Here is a 15,012-nt window from a genome sequence, read left to right as displayed (position 1 = left end):
ACCCTGTGATGGTAGAATAGGCCGCTTTCAGATCAAGACCGCTCAGATCATGTCCAAGCTAGTCCAAGTGCTACTGACCTTACTGGCGAGCCTCCCATTGTCCTGGCTACAAGGTTTGGGCGCCGCTCTGGGGCGGCTGACTTTCCTCGCGTCGCCCCGTTTCGCGGCGCGGCTACGGGAAAATCTTTGCTCTAGTAAAACCGTTGAAAGCTATCAGGTTTTAGCACGCGAAGTCAAACGAAGCGCGGCGGAAACCGGCAAGGGCGCGCTGGAGCTGGCCATCGCCTGGTGTCGCAGCCCGGAAGACATCGCCGCCATGGTCAAAGAATGCCATGGCTGGGAACATGTCGAGCACGCGCTGGAACAAGGCAACGGGATTGTTTTCATCACGCCGCACCTTGGCAGCTATGACATTGCCGGCCGCTACATCAGCTCGCGCCTGCCGTTTCCGCTGACCGCGATGTACCGCCCCCCCAAGCTGCAATGGCTGGAGCCGGTGATGCAGGCGGGCCGCGAGCGCGACAAAGGCCGCACCGCGCCGGCCACCGCCGCCGGCGTCCGCGCGCTGATGAAGGCGCTGAAGTCTGGCGAGGCCACCATCATCCTGCCCGACCAGGCTCCAGGCAACGGAGAAGGCGTGTGGGCGCCATTCTTCGGGCGCCCGGCCTACACGATGACACTGGCGCCCAGGCTGGCGCAGATGAACAAGGTGACCACGCTGTTTTTCGTCGGCGAGCGCTTGCCGCGCGGCCAAGGCTTCGTCGTCCACATCGAGCCGCTGGCTCAACCGTTCAGCGGCGACAAGGAAGCCGATTGCGCGCTGATGAACGCCCAGGTGGAAAACCTGATCCGCCGCTTCCCCAGCCAGTATCTGTGGAGCTATAACCGCTACAAATGCCCGGCTGGGGTCTCTCGGCCCGACGCAGAACAAGGACAAGCATGAAACTCGCATTCGCCCTGTTGTGGCTGATCCGCCTGCTGCCGATGCGGGCCATCGGCCTCATCGCCGCCGGCCTCGGCAATATCGCCTATCTCCTGGCCCGCAGCCGCCGCCGCATCGGCCTGATCAACCTGAGGCTATGCTTTCCAGACATGCCTTTGACGGAACGCAGGCGACTGATACGCAAAAACTGCCAGCACATGATGCGGATGGTGCTGGAGTATGGCGTGTGCTGGTGGAGTTCTGCCAAACGCATCGACGCCCTGGTCGACATCAAGAATCTGCATCACGTCACAGACTTGCGCGACAAGGGAGAGGACGTGATCCTGTTCTACCCCCACTTTGTCGGCTTCGAAATGTGCGTATTCGCGTTGAACCAGTACATTCCGCTGGTCAGCGTGTATTCCCACCAGAAAAACAAGGCGCTGGACCGCCAGATCTACGCCGGCCGCCAGCGATACGACAATGCCTACATCGTGTCGCGCCAGGAAGGACTGCGTCCCATCATCAAGGCGATGCGCAAGGATCACGCTCCCTTCCTGTACTTGCCCGATCAGGACTTCGGCGTTCGCGACTCGCTGTTCGTCGATTTCTTCGGCGTCAAGGCCGCCACCATCACCGGCATGTCGCGCATCGCCAAGCTGGCCCGAGCCAAGGTGGTGCCAGCTATCGCCCGCCGCGTCGGCGACCGTTTCGAGCTCGAGTTCTATCCCGCCTGGGACAATTATCCGAGCGAGGACATAGAAGCGGACACCCGCAGGATGAACGCCTTCTTAGAAGAGCGCGTGCGCGAAATCCCGGACCAGTACTTCTGGCTGCACAAACGCTTCAAGAATCGCCCGCAGGGCGAAGCGCGCTTCTACTAAAGGTAAGGGCGGCTAACAAAATTCAGTTTTACGTCTGAGGCAAGGCGCGCCGACGCAGACAGTACAAAGCGTACGCCAAGTCGGCGCAACGCAGCACCAGGACTTTTGCAAGCGGCGCCAAGCATGGCCGGGGCTTCCCGACATCAAATGCCATTGAGTTAAAGCATCAACATTGAGTCCGACTTCGGGTATATTGTTAACCCACGTTAACATTCATACCCAGTAAATTTAAATCGGATTTTATCAATGTTGAAACAGACCATTTTCGCAGCCGCCATCAGCGCCGCTTTGCTGTCCGGCTGCGCCACAGAATCCTCCACCGCGCTGTCAGTGCAACAGGTCGCCACCGCCAACAAACCTTATCATGGTCCGCGCGCGCCCATCTCGGTCGGCAAATTCGACAATCGCTCCAGCTTCATGCGCGGCATCTTCTCCGACGGTGTCGACCATCTCGGCAGCCAGGCCAAAACCATCCTGATCACGCATTTGCAGCAAAGCAATCGCTTCAACGTGCTGGATCGCGCCAACATGGAAGAGATCAAGCAGGAAGCGGGCTTGAAAAAACAAGCGCAAACGCTTAAAGGAGCAGACTACGTCATCACCGGCGACGTCACCGAGTTTGGCCGTAAGGAAATCGGCGATCGCCAGTTGTTCGGCATCCTCGGCCGCGGCAAACAGCAGATCGCCTATGCGAAGGTCAATCTGAACGTGGTCAATACCCAAACTTCCGAAGTCGTCTTCTCTTCGCAAGGCGCGGGCGAATACTCGCTGTCCAATCGCGAGATCATCGGCTTCGGCGGCACCGCCAGCTACGACTCAACGCTGAATGGCAAGGTTTTGGACTTGGCCATGCGCGAAGCCGTCAACAACCTCGTCAACGGCATCGACTCCGGCGCCTGGAAGCCTGGCAACTAACTCCACTCGCAACCCCAGATCAAAAATAATAGAGACAATGAAAACGAAAATATCCAAAACCAGCTTGTTGCTGGCTGGCTGCGCGCTGCTCAGCGCCTGCGCCAGCGGCCCAAAATCCCTTTATCAATGGGAAGCGTATCAGCCTCAAGTGTATGAATACCTGAAAGGCGACGGCGCGGATGCTCAGAAACAGATCGCCGCGCTGGAAGAAGGGCTGCAAAGGATACGCGCCAATGGCAATCAAGAGCCGCCCGGCTATCACGCCCATCTGGGCATGCTATACGCCAATGCGGGCAAAACCGAGCAGATGGTCCAAGAGTTCGACGCGGAGAAAAAACGCTTCCCCGAATCTTCGATCTATATGGACTTCTTGATGAGCAAACTGAAAAAATAAGAGGACATCATGCTCAAGCTTCTTTTCAAGGCGACCCTGATCGCCGCCTTGGCCATTCTGGCCACCGGTTGCGCCGGCCCTGTCGTCAAGCGCGACTACACCGCCTACAAACAAAGCAAGCCACGCAGCATTCTGGTTCTGCCCCCGGTCAACGACTCTCCTGATGTCAATGCGCCCAACGGCGTGCTTTCGCAGATGACCTATCCGCTCGCGGAAGCCGGCTACTACGTGGTGCCTGTCACCCTGATGACCGAATCCTTCAAACAGAACGGCCTATCCAGCGCCAACGACATCCAGTCTGTCTCCCCCGCCAAACTGCGTGAGATATTCGGAGCCGACGCCGCCTTGTACACCACGATCAAGCGCTACGGCGTTCATTACAGCGTGATCGACAGCGTGGCCGAAGTGGAAGTTCAGACCAGGCTGGTGGACCTGAAAACCGGCCAGGAGCTGTGGACGGGCAGCGCGGCGGCCAATAACGCCAACAGCAACAACTCAGGCGGCGGCCTGGTCGGCATGCTGATCAACGCGGCGATCAAACAGATCGTCAACAGCGCGACCGACGCCACTTATCCGGTAGCGGGCATGGCGAGCAATATGCTGCTGTCGGCGGGACACGTGAACGGCGTGTTGTATGGCCCGCGCTCTCCGCAATACGGCACGGACTGAGCGCGCATCGCATGCGACGGCGAAAGCCGCCCGGCCGTCAAGCCAGGGCGGCTTTTTCGCGCCCTCTCACCATCTAGGCAGCAAGAAAGGTTTGCCGCACGTATCCTCCCTTTCCCCCGCCGGCGTATCCATGAAGCTGTCCGATTCCGGAAAACTTTCCAGCTTGTCCTTCTTTAGCGTGAACCACAGTTCGGTCAAGACGTTGCGCCCCTTGGCATCCTTGGCGCAGCGTAGTTGCAGAGCGCCGCGCGCGGCGCCGTTGTAGCCCTTGGCGAACGCATCCTTCAATTCCGCTCCGTTTCGCACCCGGCCGGCCTGAGCCTGCAAGTAGCGACCGAAATCGCTGTCCAGCGCCGCCTCGCGCAGCTGCAGCGCGGTGGTGAAGAACTCGTTGGCGTCGAAACCGAAACACTGGGCGTGCTTGACGTATTCATGCGTCTGCAGGTCGCTCGCCAGTTGCGGCATTGTCTCCTTCAGCCTCTGGCGCAAATCCTCCGACAGGGCCGGTACCATGGTGACATGGGGAAATAGAGAACACCCCTGCTCCCACCACTGGCTCACCGCCACCCCCTTGTCAGCCAGGCTTTGCGGCTCCGATGCCCACAGGCCGTGCAGGCCTATCAGTTCGGATTGGTTCTGATCCGGCAGACAGCCCTCCCCGCCTGCCTGGCAGAAGCCCGGCATCCAGGCCAGAGCGAAAGTGTAATGGGCGAAGTCGCCGTTGCGGGCCGGCGTCAGCTCATCGGCTTGGACGAAGCCCGCGAGCACGGCGAGCAGAGAAGCGGAAAGCAGTTTGCGCATCATGATGATCGTTCCATCGAGTCCGCATGGTATGCGGGTATAAAATGTCAATTTCAATCAAGATGCGATATTAAGCAAGAAGCGAAAACAATTGCCAATAAAAAAGCACCGCCGCAGCGGTGCTTTGTTGTTTGCGCGGCTCTCGCGCCTCACTGTCCCGGCTTGCGCCAGAAATAACGGTAGAGGAAGCCTGGAAAGGCCGCCACCACGAACAGCGAGAAGGTCGTCACGTAAAATTGCCAGTTTTGCGGATGTACCGGCATGGCCCGCGACTCCAGCAGCCTGGCCAGCAGACCGACCAGCAGATACAGCGCCGCCAGTTCCAGCGCCTGCCAACCGAAGCGCTTGCGCGCCACCTTGAACATTCCGGCCACCCGGGTGGTGGCGAACGGCAGGTTGGCGGCGACAACGGCCAGCAGCAGCAAGACAACGATGCTGGTCTGCATGGCCGCTCCTTACATCATGCCCAGCGACTGGCGCATCACCTGCGCGCACAGTTCGAACAGAGACTGCGGCAGGATGCCCACCACCAGCAGCGCCAGCGCGTTCAGCGACAGCACCAGCTTCATGTCGGCCCGCACAGTAATCGGCGCGTTGTCCTGGGCGTCGTCGAAATAGATGGCCTTGACCACGCGCAGGTAGTAGAAGGCGCCGATCACCGACATCACCACCGAGAACACGGCCAGTTTCAGCATGCCGATCTGCACCACGGCCTGGATCACCGCGAACTTGGCGTAGAAGCCGGCCAGCGGCGGAATGCCGGCCATGGAGAACATGGCCAGCAGCATCAGCAGCGCGTACCAGCTGTTGCGGCTGTTCAGCCCCTTCAGATCGTCGATCTTCTCGCACTCGAAGCCCTTGCGCGACAGCGCCAGGATGATGCCGAAGCTCACCAGCGACATGGCCACGTACACCACCGCGTAGAACAGCGCGGCGGAGTAGCCCTGCTTGGTGCCGGCCAGCACGCCCAGCAACAGGAAGCCCATGTGCGAGATGGTGGAATAAGCCAGCATCCGCTTGATGTTGGTCTGCACGATGGCGGTGATGTTGCCGATGGCCATCGACAATGCGGCGACGATGATCAGCATGCCCTGCCAGTCCACTACCAGCGCGTCCAGCCCCTGGGCCAGAATGCGCAGCACAAACACGAAGGCGGCCAGCTTGGGCGCGGCGCCGACCATCAACGTCACGGAAGTCGGCGAACCCTGGTACACGTCCGGCACCCACATGTGGAACGGCACGGCGCCCAGCTTGAAGCTCAGGCCGGCGACGATGAACACCAGGCCGAAGATCAGCAGCACCGGGTTGGCCGCGTGCGACTTGATGGACTTGGCCACTACGGCCAGCTCCAGCGATCCGGTGGCGCCGTAGATCATAGAGATGCCGTACAGCAGCAGGCCGGAGGCCAGCGCGCCCAGCACGAAGTACTTCATCGCCGATTCGGTGGCCGCCACCGAATCGCGCTGCAGCGCGATCAGCGAATACAGCGCCAGCGACAGCAGCTCCAGGCCCATGTACAGAGTCAGGAAGTGGGACGCGGACACCATCAGGTTCATGCCCAGCAGCGCGAACAGCGACAGCGAGAAGTACTCGCCCTTGAACAGGCCGCGGTCGGCGGTGTACTGGCGGCTGTACACCAGCACGATGGCGGTGACGCCGTACATCGCCAGCTTGACCAGCGCCGCCAGCGGATCGGCGACGAACATGCCGGAGAACGTGGTCACCGGGTACGGGGTAAAGGTGCATACCTGAGCGACGGCGGCGCCGACCAGGGTCAGCAGCGTCAGGCCGTAGGTGACGCCGCGCTTTTCATCGGGGATGAAAAGATCCAGCATCAGCACCACCAGCAAGGCGCCGATCAGGAACAGCTCCGGCACCGCGGGTATCAGGTTGAGATCAGCCCAATTCATTTGTGTTTATTCCTTCCGTCCTTACGGCAGCTTGGTCTGAGCGACGTGCATGATCAGGTCGTTGACCGCCAGATGCATCTTGGCGACGAAAGCCTGCGGGTACAGACCCATGCCCAGCACCATCACGGCCAGGATGGCCAGCACCAGGAATTCGCGCTTGTTGACGTCGGACAGCTCGGCCACATGCTGGTTGGCCACGTCGCCGAAGATCACGCGCTTGTACATCCACAGGGTGTAGGCGGCGCCGAAGATCAGCGTGGTGGCGGCCAGCGCGGCGTACCAGAAGTTCACCTGCACCGCGCCCAGGATCACCATGAACTCGCCGACGAAGCCGGAAGTGGCCGGCAGGCCGGAGTTGGCCATCGCGAACAGCATCATGAAGGCCGCGAAGACGGGCATCTTGTTGGCCACGCCGCCGTAGTCGGCGATGTTGCGGCTGTGCACGCGGTCGTACATCACGCCGATGCAGAAGAACATCGCGGCGGAAACGAAGCCGTGGGACACCATCTGCACCAGCGCGCCCTCAACCGCCCACTGGTTCAGTTCGCTGCCGGTGAACAGGAACAGGCCCAGGGTCACGAAGCCCATGTGGGAGATGGACGAGTACGCCACCAGCTTCTTCATGTCCGACTGCACCAGCGCCACCAGGCCGATGTAGACCACGGCGATCAACGACAGGGTGACGACGACGGGCGACAGCTCGCGCGCGGCGTCCGGCAGGATGGGCAGCACGAACCGCAGGAAGCCGTAAGCGCCGATCTTCAGCGTGATCGCGGCCAGCACCATGGAACCGCCGGTCGGCGCTTCCACGTGGGCGTCCGGCAGCCAGGTGTGCACCGGCCACATCGGCACCTTCACCGCGAAGGACATGAAGAAGGCGACGAACAGCAGGATCTGCGCGGTCAGCGAGATTTTGGCGATGTCGTGGAAAGCCAGGATCTCGAAGCTCTTGCCGGCCTGGAAGTACAGGTAGATCAGCGCCACCAGCATCAGCAGCGAGCCGAGCAGCGTGTACAGGAAGAACTTGATCGACGCGTAAACGCGGCGCGGACCGCCCCAGACGCCGATGATCAGGTACATCGGGATCAGCATGCCTTCGAAGAAGACATAGAACAGGATGGCGTCCAGCGCGGCGAAGGCGCCGTTGATCAGGCCGGACATGATCAGGAAGGCGGCCATGTACTGCGCCACGCGCTTCTGGATCACTTCCCAGCCGGCGATCACCACCAACAGCGTGGTGAAGCTGTTCAACACCACGAACAGCATGGAGATGCCGTCCACGCCCAGGTGGTAGTTGATGTTGAGCGAAGCGATCCACGGCTTCATCTCTTCGAACTGCATGCCGCCGTTCAGGTTGTTGAACTCGGTGAACAGCGGGACCGACAGCAGGAAGCCCGCCAGGGCGCCCGCCAAGGCCAGCCAGCGCGCCAGCGGCGCGCGCTGGTCGCCGCCGGTGGCCAGCACTGCCAGGCCTGCCAGTATCGGCGTCCAGATCACCAGACTTAACAGATTTGTGAACATAGTCAAACCTATATTGTTATTTCAATCCCGGAATCCGGACTCAACGCAGAATCAGCGGCAGGAACCACCAAGTCATCAGACCCAGCACGCCGATGATCATCGCGGTGGCGTAGCTGTAGATGAAGCCGGTCTGCGCGCGGCGCACCACGCTGGAGAACCAGCCCACCAGCTTGGCGGTGCCGTTGACCATCAGGCCGTCGATCAGCAGCGTGTCGCCCACCTTCCAGAAGAAGGTGCCGATGGCGCGCGAGCCCTTGGCGAACACGGCGAAGTAGATCTCGTCCAGGTAGTACTTGTTTTCCAGCAGCCTGTGGATCGGCGCGCACTTCTCCTTGATGGCGGCCGGGATGTGCGGCGCCTTCATGTAGAAGAACCAGGCGGTGGCGACGCCGGCGATGGCCAGCCACAGCGGCAGCGTGGTGAACGAGTGCAACGCCATGGCGACGGCGCCGTGGAACTCGTGCGCCAGTTCTTCCATGCCCGGATGCGCGGCATGATTCACCGCGATCACGTTGTCGAAGAAAGTGCCGTAAACCAGCTTGTCGATGCCGAAGAAGCCGACCAACACCGACGGGATGGCCAGCAGCACCAGCGGCAGCGTCACCACCCATGGGCTTTCATGCGGCTTGTCGTTCGGACCCAGTCCATGATGATGGTCGTGGGACACTTCTTCTTCGTCGCTGTCGCCATGGTGCTCATGCTGCGAGCCATGGTTCTCCATCCAGCGCTCCTTGCCGTGGAAGACCAGGAAGTACATGCGGAAGGAGTAGAAGGCGGTGATGAACACGCCCGCCACCACGGCGAAATAGGCGAAGCCCGACGCGGACAGGTGGGAGACCTTGACCGCCTCGATGATCGAATCCTTGGAATAGAAGCCGGAGAAGAACGGCGTGCCGATCAGCGCCAGCGAACCCAGCAGCGAGGTGATCCAGGTGATGGGCATGTACTTGCGCAGGCCGCCCATGTTGCGCATGTCCTGATCATGGTGCATGCCGATGATCACGGAGCCCGCGGCCAGGAACAGCAGCGCCTTGAAGAAGGCGTGGGTCATCACGTGGAACATCGCCACCGAGTAGGCGGACGCGCCCAGCGCCACGGTCATGTAGCCCAGCTGCGACAGCGTGGAGTAGGCCACCACGCGCTTGATGTCGTTCTGCACGATGCCCAGCAGGCCCATGAACAGCGCGGTGATCGCGCCGGCCACCATCACCACGTTCAGGGCGACGTCGGACAGCTCGAACAGCGGGCTCATCCGCGACACCATGAAGATGCCGGCGGTCACCATGGTGGCCGCGTGGATCAGCGCGGAGATCGGGGTCGGGCCTTCCATCGAGTCCGGCAGCCACACGTGCAGCGGGAACTGCGCCGACTTGCCCATCGCGCCGATGAACAGCAGGATGCAGGTGACGGTCATCAGCGACCACTCCTGGCCCGGGATCAGCTCGACGGTCTTCTGCGCCAGCGCCGGAGCGGCGGCGAACACGTCGCTGTAGTTCAGCGAGCCGCCGAAGTAAGCCAGCACCATGCCGATGCCCAGCAAGAAGCCGAAGTCGCCGACGCGGTTGACCAGAAAGGCCTTCAGGTTGGCGAACACCGCGGTCGGGCGCTTGAACCAGAAGCCGATCAACAGGTAGGACACCAGGCCCACAGCTTCCCAGCCGAAGAACAGCTGGACGAAGTTGTTGCTCATCACCAGCATCAGCATCGAGAAGGTGAACAGCGAGATGTAGCTGAAGAAGCGCTGGTAGCCCGGATCATCCTGCATGTAGCCGATGGTGTAGATATGCACCATCAGCGACACGCTGGTGACCACCACCAGCATCATCGCGGTCAGCGAATCCACCAGGAAGCCCACGGCGTACTCATGACCGCCGACGGTCAGCCAAGTGTAAACCGGTCCATTGAACACTTCCGCGCTTCCATTGAGGAAGCCGAGAAGCACCTTGAGCGACAGCGCGGCGGACACCGCCACGCCGGCTATCGTGACGACGTGCGAGGCGCGCCGCCCGATCGCCCATCCAAACAGGCCCGCAATGATGGAACCCGCCAGTGGGGCGAGTGCAATCAGCAGGTATAAGCTCTTCATATCCATGCTTTTGTGCTTTGTAGTGGTTCCGGTTTGCCTTAGCCCTTGAGGCTGCCCAAGTCTTCAACGTTGATGCTCTGCAGGTTGCGGAACAACACCACCAGAATCGCCAGACCAATGGCGGACTCGGCGGCGGCAACCGTCAGGATGAAGAACACGAAGATCTGGCCTGCCGAATCCGACAGGTAGTGCGAAAACGCGATGAAGTTGAAATTCACCGCCAGCAGCATCAGCTCGATGGCCATCAGCAGGATGATCAGGTTTTTCCGGTTCAGGAAAATCCCGAGCACGCTGATGGCGAACAGGATGGCGGCCAGCACCAGAAAGTGAGTCAGTGTCAGCACGTTTCCTCCCTTATTGGTTGATTGGCCGTCAGGCCTGTTGCTCACCGGAATCGGCCGCGTCGGCCGCTTCCACTTTTTTCACGGCGTCCATCTTGACGATGCGGACGCGGTCTTCGCGGCGCACCTTCACCTGAACGGCGGGGTCGATCACCTTGCTGTCCTTGCGCGAGCGCATGGTCAGGCCGATGGCGGCGATCATCGCCAGCAGCAGCACGACCGCCGCGATCTCGAACGGCAGCAGATAGGTGGTGTACAGCTGGCTGCCCAGCACCTTCACGTTGCTGAAGTCGGCGGCCAGCGGCGCGCCGGCCTTGTACTGCGACAGCGCCGCGTCCGGGCTCACCAGGATCAGCGCCATTTCGAACACCATGATGGCGCCGACGGTGGCGGCCACCGGCAGGTTCTTCCAGAAGCCTTCGCGCAGCTTCTCGATGTTGATGTCCAGCATCATCACCACGAACAGGAACAGCACCATCACCGCGCCGACATAAACCAGCACCAGCGTGATCGCCAGGAACTCCGACTCCATCAGCAACCAGTGGCCGGCGCTGGTGAAGAAGGCCAGCACCAGATACAGCGCGGCATGGACCGGGTTCTTGGCCGTCACCACGCGCAGACCGGCGAAGATCAGGATGGCGGACAGAACGTAGAAAATTACCGTAGTTAGGTTCATGGCCTCCCCTTAGCGATACTTGGCGTCGGCCGCCTTGTTGGCGGCGATTTCGGCCTCGTACTTGTCGCCGATCGCCAGCAGCATCGGCTTGGTGTAGTAGAGGTCGCCACGTTTTTCACCGTGGTATTCGAAGATGTGGGTTTCCACGATCGCGTCCACCGGACAGGCTTCCTCGCAGAAGCCGCAGAAGATGCACTTGGTCAGGTCGATGTCGTAGCGCGAGGTGCGGCGGGTGCCGTCTTCGCGCTGCTCGGACTCGATGCTGATCGCCAGCGCCGGGCACACTGCCTCGCACAGTTTGCAGGCGATGCAGCGCTCCTCGCCGTTGGCGTAGCGGCGCTGCGCGTGCAGGCCGCGGAAACGCGGCGAAATCGGCGTTTTCTCTTCCGGGAATTGCACCGTGATCTTGCGGGCGAAGAAGTAGCGGCCAGTGACCATCAGGCCCTTGACCAGCTCCACCAGCAGGAAGGTCTTGAAAAAGTTGCGGATCGAATTCATTTTTTCACCTATCCCCTGTCTCAGTGCCAAATGGACAGCGGGGTAAACATCCACACGCCCACCACCAGGATCCACGCCAGGGTCACCGGGATGAACACCTTCCAGCCAAGACGCATGATCTGGTCATAACGATAGCGCGGGAAGGTGGCGCGGAACCACAGGAAGCAGAACAGCACCATCGCGACCTTGGCCGCCAGCCAGTGGAAGCCGCCGGCGCCCAGGATGCCCCAGGATGCCGGGAACGGCGACAGCCAGCCGCCCAGGAACAGCAGCGCGGTCAGCGCGGCCACCAGGATCATGTTGGCGTATTCGGCCAGGAAGAAAATGGCGAAGGCCATGCCCGAGTATTCCACGTGGAAACCGGCCACGATTTCCGATTCGCCTTCGGCCACGTCGAACGGCGCGCGGTTGGTCTCGGCCACGCCGGAGATCAGGTAGACGATGAACAGCGGGAACAGCGGGATCCAGTTCCAGGACAGGATGGAGCCATCGCCCCTGCCGAACGACTGCTGATGCACGATGTCGACCAGGTTCAAGCTGCCGGACACCATCAGCACGCCGACCAGCGCGAAGCCCATCGCCAGTTCGTAGGATACGATCTGAGCGGCGGAACGCATCGCGCCGAGGAAGGAGTACTTCGAGTTGCCCGCCCAGCCGGCGATGATCACGCCGTACACGCCCATCGAGGTCAGCGCCAGGATGTACAGCAGCGAGGCGTTCACGTTGGCCAGCACCAGCTTGTCGGTGAACGGAATCACCGCCCAGGCCGCCAGAGCCGGCCCGATGGACAGCACCGGCGCCAGCAGGAACAGGCCCTTGCTGGAGTTGGTCGGCAGGATGATTTCCTTCATCAGCAGCTTCACCGCGTCGGCGATGGGCTGCAGCAGGCCGAAATAGCCGACCCGGTTGGGGCCGATGCGGATCTGCATGTAGCCGATCACCTTGCGCTCGGCCAGCGTCAGATACGCCACGCAGCCCAACATCGGCAGCACGATGGCGATGATCTTCAGCAGGGTCCACACCAGGAGCCCCGCGTCAGTGCCAAGAATACCTTGCAAGAACTCCATCGCTTACCCCTGCTTGATCTCGATTGCGTCGAACATGCCGCCCAGCGCCAGCGTGGAAGCGTGCGCTGCTGCGACTCGTACCGCGTCGGCCGGCAGGCTGTCGTCGGCCTCGATCCGGACCCGGGCCTCGCCTTCGCCCTGCTTCAACAGCGCGGTGGAGCCGGCATCCACGCCCAGCTTGGCCAGCAGGCTGCTATGGGCATAGGCGGTGTCGGCGCCCTTGGCTTCGTTGGTGGCCTGCAGCGACGGCGCGCGGCGGCAAACGGCGTCGGCCTGGTACATCGGCACTTCGCCGATGCGGACGATGCCGGAGCCGACGGCCGGGCTGGCGGTTGTCTTGGACAAGGCGTTGTTCAGCTTGGCAGCCAGGTCGCCGAACTCGGCGCGCACGTCTTCGGCGCTGTTCTGCTCGAAGCCGGCCAGATTCAGCATATTGCCCAGCACGCGCAGCACCTTCCAGGCCGGACGGGTTTCGCCCAGCGGCTTGACCACGCCGTTGAAGGTTTGCAGCTTGCCTTCCATGTTGACGAAGGAGCCGGCGGTCTCGGAGAACGGCGCGATCGGCAGCAGCACGTCGGCGTAGTCGAGCAGACCCTGGCCCTGGTAGGCGGTCAGCGCGATCACCGTGGCGGCCTGCTTCATCGCGGCCACGGCGGCCTGACCGTCGTAGCTGTCGAATTCCACTTCCGCGTTCAGCAGGAAGTAGGCCTTCTTCGGCTTGGCGATCATCGCGGCGGCGTTGTCGCCGTTTTGCGCCCATGCGCCCACCAGTTCGGCGCCCACGCTGTTGGCGGCTTCGGCCAGGATGCCGAAACGCGCGCCGGACAGGCGGGAGATTTCCTGGGCCAGCGACAGCAGCTGACTGTAGGCCGGATGGTGTTGCGCGACGTTACCCAGCGCGATGGACGCGGTTTCCGCGCCGCTCAGGCTTTCAGCGATGACGCGCGCTTGGGCGGACACTTCCACGGCAGCCAGGTCGATCTCGGTCGAGCCGGATTTGATCTCGGCGACGGCCTTCAGCACTTGCGACAGCGCATTCACCAGCGCCAGCGGCGACACGATCAGCTTGCCCTTGATCTGGGTCAGCAGATTGTCGTCGGCGACATGGATAATGTTGAGCTCGCTGCCCTTCTTCACCGATTGGCGCAGACGCGAGGCCAGCAGCGGCTGTTCCTTGCGCAGCGTGGAGCCGACCACCAGCACCGACTTGGCGTCAGCCAGTTCGGCGATGGTGGAGCCCAGCCACTCGGCGCCCTGCTTGAAAGCGTCGGCGGCGAAATCGCTGCGGCGCAGGCGGTAGTCGACGGCGTTGACGCCGAAGGCGCGCGCCAGCTTCTGCGCCAGGTGCAGTTCTTCCGTGGTGGAGTGCGGGCTCAGCAGGAAGCCGATGGCGTCCTTGCCGTGATCGGCGGACACGCCGTTCAGGCCCTTGGCCACGTAGTTCAGCGCGGTTTCCCAGTCGGTCTCGTGCCACTTGCCGTCGAACTTGATCATCGGCTTGGAGAGACGCTCGGCGCTGTTCAGGCCCTCATAGGAGAAGCGGTCGCGGTCGGCGATCCAGCACTCGTTGATGGCTTCGTTTTCCAGCGGCAGCACGCGCATCACTTCATTGCTCTTCACCTGGACCACCAGGTTGGAGCCGAGGCCGTCGTGCGGGCTCACCGACTTGCGGCGCGACAGTTCCCAGGCGCGGGTGCTGTAGCGGAACGGCTTGGACGTCAGCGCGCCCACCGGGCACAGGTCGATGACGTTGCCGGAGATTTCCGAGTCCACGGTCTTGCCCAGGAACGGCAGGATTTCGGAGAACTCGCTGCGGTTGGCCATGCCGATTTCCTGGAAGCCGCCCACTTCTTCCGTGAAGCGGACGCAGCGCGTGCAGTGGATGCAGCGCGACATTTCCTCGGCGGAAACCAGCGGACCCATGTCCTTGCCCACCACCACGCGCTTCTCTTCCTCGTAGCGCGAGGTGGAGTTGCCGTAGCCCACCGCCAGATCCTGCAGCTGGCATTCGCCGCCCTGGTCGCAGATCGGGCAATCCAGCGGGTGGTTGATCAGCAGGAATTCCATCACGCCCTGTTGGGCCTTCTTGGCCAGCGGCGACGCGGTATGGACCTTCATGCCGTCGGTGACCGGAGTGGCACAGGCCGGCAGCGGCTTGGGCGCTTTTTCCACTTCCACCAGGCACATCCGGCAGTTGGCCGCGATGGACAGCTTCTTGTGGTAGCAGAAGTGCGGAATGTAGGTGCCCACCGAGTGGGCAGCCTCGATGACGGTGCTGCCTTGCGGCACCGTCAGTTTTTTACCGTCGATTTCGATTTCAAGCATCGC

15 protein-coding genes are annotated in these 15,012 nt (G+C 61.8%); 5 read left to right on the top strand and 10 right to left on the bottom strand.

Features of this window, described 5'->3' with window-relative positions; genetic code table 11:
- The first annotated feature begins 49 nt into the window (after positions 1 to 49).
- The 5 genes from DK842_RS12330 (at position 50) to DK842_RS12310 (ending at position 3,784) form a co-directional block, all read left to right on the top strand.
- A complete protein-coding gene (locus DK842_RS12330) occupies positions 50 to 943 on the top strand; it encodes a lysophospholipid acyltransferase family protein (protein WP_114061716.1) in 894 nt (297 codons plus the stop codon).
- Positions 940 to 1,806 (top strand): lipid A biosynthesis lauroyl acyltransferase, encoded by an 867-nt coding sequence (locus tag DK842_RS12325; protein WP_114061715.1) that lies wholly within the window; start codon positions 940 to 942, stop codon positions 1,804 to 1,806. Before DK842_RS12330 ends, DK842_RS12325 begins: the two co-directional genes overlap by 4 nt.
- Positions 1,807 to 2,055: 249 nt before the next feature.
- A complete protein-coding gene (locus DK842_RS12320) occupies positions 2,056 to 2,721 on the top strand; it encodes a CsgG/HfaB family protein (RefSeq protein WP_406850481.1) in 666 nt (221 codons plus the stop codon).
- A 37-nt stretch (positions 2,722 to 2,758) separates the two neighbouring features.
- Positions 2,759 to 3,115 carry a DUF4810 domain-containing protein gene (locus DK842_RS12315; RefSeq protein WP_114061713.1) on the top strand — a complete coding sequence of 119 codons (357 nt, stop codon included), beginning with the start codon at positions 2,759 to 2,761 and terminating at the stop codon, positions 3,113 to 3,115.
- Between the two features lie 9 nt (positions 3,116 to 3,124).
- A complete protein-coding gene (locus DK842_RS12310) occupies positions 3,125 to 3,784 on the top strand; it encodes a DUF799 domain-containing protein (protein ID WP_114061712.1) in 660 nt (219 codons plus the stop codon).
- A gap of 66 nt (positions 3,785 to 3,850) precedes the next feature.
- Here DK842_RS12310 and DK842_RS12305 read toward each other — a convergent pair whose 3' ends face one another.
- From DK842_RS12305 to nuoG, 10 genes are all read right to left on the bottom strand, one after another.
- Positions 3,851 to 4,588 carry a ribonuclease T2 family protein gene (locus DK842_RS12305; RefSeq protein WP_114061711.1) on the bottom strand — a complete coding sequence of 246 codons (738 nt, stop codon included), beginning with the start codon at positions 4,586 to 4,588 and terminating at the stop codon, positions 3,851 to 3,853.
- A gap of 146 nt (positions 4,589 to 4,734) precedes the next feature.
- On the bottom strand, positions 4,735 to 5,031 hold the full coding sequence (locus DK842_RS12300) for a DUF2818 family protein (RefSeq protein ID WP_114061710.1): 297 nt from the start codon (positions 5,029 to 5,031) through the stop codon (positions 4,735 to 4,737).
- Between the two features lie 9 nt (positions 5,032 to 5,040).
- Positions 5,041 to 6,495, bottom strand: coding sequence for an NADH-quinone oxidoreductase subunit NuoN (nuoN, locus tag DK842_RS12295; RefSeq protein ID WP_114061709.1), 1,455 nt, complete (start codon positions 6,493 to 6,495; stop codon positions 5,041 to 5,043).
- A gap of 21 nt (positions 6,496 to 6,516) precedes the next feature.
- Positions 6,517 to 8,016, bottom strand: coding sequence for an NADH-quinone oxidoreductase subunit M (locus DK842_RS12290; protein WP_114061708.1), 1,500 nt, complete (start codon positions 8,014 to 8,016; stop codon positions 6,517 to 6,519).
- 40 nt (positions 8,017 to 8,056) lie between these two features.
- Positions 8,057 to 10,108: an NADH-quinone oxidoreductase subunit L gene (gene nuoL, locus DK842_RS12285; protein WP_114061707.1), complete on the bottom strand. Its 2,052-nt coding sequence runs from the start codon at positions 10,106 to 10,108 to the stop codon at positions 8,057 to 8,059.
- Positions 10,109 to 10,140: 32 nt separating this feature from the next.
- The gene (nuoK, locus tag DK842_RS12280; protein WP_011134506.1) at positions 10,141 to 10,446 is read right to left on the bottom strand and encodes an NADH-quinone oxidoreductase subunit NuoK; all 306 of its coding nucleotides are present in this window, start codon (positions 10,444 to 10,446) and stop codon (positions 10,141 to 10,143) included.
- 28 nt (positions 10,447 to 10,474) lie between these two features.
- On the bottom strand, positions 10,475 to 11,119 hold the full coding sequence (locus DK842_RS12275) for an NADH-quinone oxidoreductase subunit J (protein WP_114061706.1): 645 nt from the start codon (positions 11,117 to 11,119) through the stop codon (positions 10,475 to 10,477).
- Positions 11,120 to 11,128: 9 nt separating this feature from the next.
- The gene (gene nuoI / locus DK842_RS12270) at positions 11,129 to 11,608 is read right to left on the bottom strand and encodes an NADH-quinone oxidoreductase subunit NuoI (protein WP_198414715.1); all 480 of its coding nucleotides are present in this window, start codon (positions 11,606 to 11,608) and stop codon (positions 11,129 to 11,131) included.
- A 29-nt stretch (positions 11,609 to 11,637) separates the two neighbouring features.
- Entirely contained in the window at positions 11,638 to 12,684 is a 1,047-nt protein-coding gene (gene nuoH, locus DK842_RS12265) for an NADH-quinone oxidoreductase subunit NuoH (protein ID WP_114061704.1), read from the bottom strand.
- Positions 12,685 to 12,687: 3 nt separating this feature from the next.
- Positions 12,688 to 15,009, bottom strand: a complete 2,322-nt coding sequence (nuoG, locus tag DK842_RS12260) for an NADH-quinone oxidoreductase subunit NuoG (protein ID WP_114061703.1) — start codon at positions 15,007 to 15,009, stop codon at positions 12,688 to 12,690.
- Between the last annotated feature and the right edge of the window lie 3 nt (positions 15,010 to 15,012).

It is taken from the genome of Chromobacterium phragmitis (assembly GCF_003325475.1).
GTDB classification, from domain to species: Bacteria; Pseudomonadota; Gammaproteobacteria; order Burkholderiales; family Chromobacteriaceae; genus Chromobacterium; species Chromobacterium phragmitis.
Note: the sequence above shows the minus strand (reverse complement) of the source record. Positions and strands in the feature narration are given on the sequence as shown.

Bases quoted from the DNA above. Each gene is read 5' to 3' on its own strand.
- DK842_RS12330 (WP_114061716.1), top strand. From the start codon at position 50: ATGTCCAAGCTAGTCCAAGTGCTACTGACCTTACTGGCGAGCCTCCCA.
- DK842_RS12325 (WP_114061715.1), top strand. From the start codon at position 940: ATGAAACTCGCATTCGCCCTGTTGTGGCTGATCCGCCTGCTGCCGATG.
- DK842_RS12315 (WP_114061713.1), top strand. From the start codon at position 2,759: ATGAAAACGAAAATATCCAAAACCAGCTTGTTGCTGGCTGGCTGCGCG.
- DK842_RS12310 (WP_114061712.1), top strand. From the start codon at position 3,125: ATGCTCAAGCTTCTTTTCAAGGCGACCCTGATCGCCGCCTTGGCCATT.
- DK842_RS12305 (WP_114061711.1), bottom strand. From the start codon at position 4,588: ATGATGCGCAAACTGCTTTCCGCTTCTCTGCTCGCCGTGCTCGCGGGC.
- DK842_RS12300 (WP_114061710.1), bottom strand. From the start codon at position 5,031: ATGCAGACCAGCATCGTTGTCTTGCTGCTGCTGGCCGTTGTCGCCGCC.
- nuoN (WP_114061709.1), bottom strand. From the start codon at position 6,495: ATGAATTGGGCTGATCTCAACCTGATACCCGCGGTGCCGGAGCTGTTC.
- DK842_RS12290 (WP_114061708.1), bottom strand. From the start codon at position 8,016: ATGTTCACAAATCTGTTAAGTCTGGTGATCTGGACGCCGATACTGGCA.
- nuoL (WP_114061707.1), bottom strand. From the start codon at position 10,108: ATGGATATGAAGAGCTTATACCTGCTGATTGCACTCGCCCCACTGGCG.
- DK842_RS12275 (WP_114061706.1), bottom strand. From the start codon at position 11,119: ATGAACCTAACTACGGTAATTTTCTACGTTCTGTCCGCCATCCTGATC.
- nuoH (WP_114061704.1), bottom strand. From the start codon at position 12,684: ATGGAGTTCTTGCAAGGTATTCTTGGCACTGACGCGGGGCTCCTGGTG.
- nuoG (WP_114061703.1), bottom strand. From the start codon at position 15,009: ATGCTTGAAATCGAAATCGACGGTAAAAAACTGACGGTGCCGCAAGGC.